Raw genomic sequence first — 2,673 nt, 5'->3', positions numbered from 1 at the left:
GAGAAAGGGTGACTTATGATGGCCCGTCCCAAGGTCCGAGTATGAGCAGCGACGAGTTCGATTTCGGTAAAGACGAGCGGCTTCGCAGCCGCGACGTGACGGAGGGTGCTGAGAAGGCTCCTCACCGCGCCATGTTTCGCGCGATGGGGTTCGACGACGAAGACCTATCCTCGCCGATGATCGGCGTGCCAAACCCCGCTGCCGACATCACGCCCTGTAACGTGCATTTGGACGATGTCGCGGAGTCGGCGATCGAGGGTGCCGACGAGGCCGGCGGGATGCCAATCGAGTTCGGGACGATCACTATCTCGGACGCCATCTCGATGGGAACCGAGGGAATGAAGGCCTCACTTATTTCTCGAGAACTCATCGCCGACAGCGTCGAACTCGTCAGCTTCGGCGAGCGCATGGACGGGCTCGTCACCGTCGCTGGCTGTGACAAGAACCTTCCCGGCATGATGATGGCTGCGATCCGGACCGACCTCCCTTCCGTGTTCCTCTACGGCGGCTCGATCATGCCGGGCGAACACGAGGGCCGGGACGTCACCATCGTCCAGGTCTTCGAGGGCGTCGGTGCGTACGGCACCGGCGAGATGGACGGCGAGGAACTGGACGACCTCGAGCGCAACGCCTGTCCGGGGGCGGGCTCCTGTGGCGGGATGTTCACCGCGAATACGATGGCCTCCATCTCCGAGGCGTTAGGGATGGCTCCCCTCGGTAGCGCCTCACCGCCGGCCGAACACCACGAACGATACGCCGTCGCTCGCCGTGCCGGCGAACTCGCCGTCGAAGTCGTCACAGAGGACCGCCGTCCCTCGGAGATCCTCTCTCGGGACTCGTTCGAGAACGCGATCGCACTACAGACGGCGATCGGCGGCTCGACCAACGGTGTACTCCATCTGCTGGCGCTCGCCCGCGAGGCCGGTGTCGACCTCGAGATCGAGGATTTCGACGAGATTTCGAAGCGGACGCCCAAGATCGTCGATATGCAACCCGGTGGCGACAGCGTGATGAACGATCTCCACGAACTCGGCGGGGTGCCCGTGGTCATCCGGCGACTCCTCGAAGCCGACCTCTTCCACGGGTCGGCGATGACCGTGACGGGACGGACGATCGCAGAAGAACTCGAGTACCTCGAGGACGAACACGGGCTGCCGGCGGACGACGAACTCGAGGCCGATTTCCTCTATCCGGTCGACGACCCCAAAGAAAAAGAGGGGGCGATCAAGATTCTCACCGGCAACCTCGCGCCCGACGGCGCGGTGTTGAAAGTCACCGGCGACGACGAGTTCTACCACCAGGGGCCGGCTCGACTCTTCGAGAACGAGGAGGACGCGATGGCCTACGTCCAGGAGGGACACATTCAGTCCGGCGACGTGATCGTCATCCGTAACGAGGGGCCGAAAGGCGGCCCCGGCATGCGCGAAATGCTCGGCGTCACCGCCGCCGTCGTCGGTGCGGGCCACGAAGACGACGTCGCCCTGATCACCGACGGGCGGTTCTCGGGCGGGACGCGCGGCCCGATGATCGGCCACGTCGCCCCCGAGGCGTTCGTCGGCGGCCCCATCGGTCTGCTCGAGGACGGCGACGAGATCACGGTCGACATTCCCGAACGGACACTCGAGGTCGATCTGACCGAGGACGAACTCGAGGCGCGCCGCGAGGAGTGGGATCGCCCCGATCCGGCATACGAGGGTGGCGTGCTGGCGAAGTTCGGCCGCGACTTCAGTTCGGCTGCAGACGGCGCGGTGACGAACCCGGGAGTCAAGCGAAGCCGGTCAAGTGACGAGTGACGAGTAACGAGTAGGAGTGGCGAGTGACCTCCCCGTTCGAGCCGTACCGGACGGGAAAACCGAAGACTCCGTCGAGCGGAGCGGCGTTCCGATCGCTCGCCACCGGGGCCACATCCCGAACTCCCTTCCATTTCTTGCACGGTTCTTTCCCCATCTTATCACGGAAGTCGGAACGAATGTACAAATACTGCCTCGAGTGCGACTGGCACGCCAGCACCGCGGCGGGGTATACGGAACACGAGGTATCGAAGGCGGCGATCGAGCACTTCGTCGAGACCGGCCACACGGTCGACTCGTTGCGACTGCCGCCGCCGGTGGTGATCGAAAACTAAGGTAAAGAGATGGCTGAGGACCCGACGGAGACGGTTTCCCGCAGACTACCGGACCGTCAACTGTCGGACCGTCAGAACGGCGGTGACGTATCGATCTCCGTCTCGAACTCCTCGAGCGGGCGAACGCCGATCCCGTGGAAGTCCGGCACTCGCGGGCCTGCTTCCTCGGGGTCCTGTGCGAGTTCGACGTGGTCGTCCTCGAACTCGTCGATCGGGTGGGGCTCGATGACGTCTTCGATCTCGCGGTCGTCGACGCTGAGAACGGAGATACCGGGCGTGACGCCGGTCGAGGCGTGGGGGTCCCCCGACAGCGGCGCGGGGCCACGAAGCGTGACGAACATGTACTCGCCGTCCGGCGAGGCCCACATGATGTCGGGAGCGTCCCGCTGTTCCGGGTCTTCGGACACGTCCGGTCCGAACGCGTCGATCTCTTCGACGACCTCGTTGGTGTCCGGATCGACGACGATCCCGTCGTTCGTCTCGCGGTTGAGCACCCACAGCTCCTCGCCGTCGGGTGTGAACCAGAACCCGTGGGCGTCGATCCCTTC

General features: G+C 64.7%; 3 protein-coding genes. 2 read left to right on the top strand and 1 reads right to left on the bottom strand.

Annotation, left to right across the window (positions count from 1 at the left end; all coding sequences use genetic code 11):
* Positions 1 to 41: 41 nt before the first annotated feature.
* Both ilvD and C446_RS19400 read left to right on the top strand, forming a co-directional pair.
* On the top strand, positions 42 to 1,793 hold the full coding sequence (gene ilvD / locus C446_RS14950; RefSeq protein ID WP_006673963.1) for a dihydroxy-acid dehydratase: 1,752 nt from the start codon (positions 42 to 44) through the stop codon (positions 1,791 to 1,793).
* Between the two features lie 176 nt (positions 1,794 to 1,969).
* On the top strand, positions 1,970 to 2,125 hold the full coding sequence (locus C446_RS19400) for a hypothetical protein (RefSeq protein ID WP_006673962.1): 156 nt from the start codon (positions 1,970 to 1,972) through the stop codon (positions 2,123 to 2,125).
* Between the two features lie 71 nt (positions 2,126 to 2,196).
* On the opposite strand, the gene C446_RS14945 is transcribed toward C446_RS19400, so the two are convergent.
* On the bottom strand, positions 2,197 to 2,673 hold a 477-nt coding region (locus C446_RS14945; RefSeq protein ID WP_006673961.1), incomplete at its 5' end, for a YncE family protein.

The sequence above is a fragment of the Halobiforma nitratireducens JCM 10879 genome (assembly GCF_000337895.1).
GTDB classification, from domain to species: Archaea; Halobacteriota; Halobacteria; order Halobacteriales; family Natrialbaceae; genus Natronobacterium; species Natronobacterium nitratireducens.
This window is presented reverse-complemented; position numbering and strand designations above follow the sequence as displayed.

Bases quoted from the DNA above. Each gene is read 5' to 3' on its own strand.
- ilvD (WP_006673963.1), top strand. From the start codon at position 42: ATGAGCAGCGACGAGTTCGATTTCGGTAAAGACGAGCGGCTTCGCAGC.
- C446_RS19400 (WP_006673962.1), top strand. From the start codon at position 1,970: ATGTACAAATACTGCCTCGAGTGCGACTGGCACGCCAGCACCGCGGCG.